Genomic DNA, 603 nt, shown 5'->3' with positions numbered 1-603 from the left:
TTTTATAAGTAGCTACATAGCTTAGGCTATCTGGATCTCGGCTAATAGCTTTTTGATAGCCAAACTCATTAAATATTGTCGCAAATTCGTGAGCCAAGACTTGATTCGTTTTGATAAAAGTCTCTCCTTTAAATTCACGAGCCCAACCACTTGCGATATCATGATTGCCAGGAATGATAAACACATCGGTACCTAATGCTTCTATATTTTTAAAATATTCGGCTAGGTCTAGCATACTTTGGTACTCCCCATTTAAGGTGAGATCACCAGAAACAATTAGGACATCCGGTTTTTCTTGGGCAATTTCTTGGGTTAGAGCTTGCATGCGTTCAGCACCATAATCAAAGTCTTTTCCGGCACCCGTGTTTTTTATATGTTGATAAGCTTCACCGTCCTCATCATGCAGGCTCTCAGATAAATAGTGTAAGTCCGTAATGACCCAAGCAACTAAATCGTCATTGGTTGCATCAATAGTTACTGGAAAGAATAATAGCATGGACCAGGTCCAACAAAACCAGCATATAATGTTTTTCATATAATTCTCCTCATCGTGAATTATTTTGGCTCTATATTTTTTGGTGTGGGGGAGTAGGCAAGAAGTAG

General features: G+C 38.8%; 1 protein-coding gene. It reads right to left on the bottom strand.

The genetic code is table 11. The features are described from left to right. Positions 1 to 496, bottom strand: a 496-nt coding sequence (locus GSA01S_RS10440; RefSeq protein ID WP_373276909.1) for a metallophosphoesterase family protein, incomplete at its 3' end; no start/stop codon positions are given. Positions 497 to 603: the final 107 nt, after the last annotated feature.

This window comes from Globicatella sanguinis NBRC 15551, from assembly GCF_001552295.1.
In the GTDB taxonomy this organism is placed as follows: domain Bacteria; phylum Bacillota; class Bacilli; order Lactobacillales; family Aerococcaceae; genus Globicatella; species Globicatella sanguinis.
The sequence above is the reverse complement of the archived record's forward strand: the minus strand, read 5'-3'. Positions and strand labels throughout refer to the sequence as shown.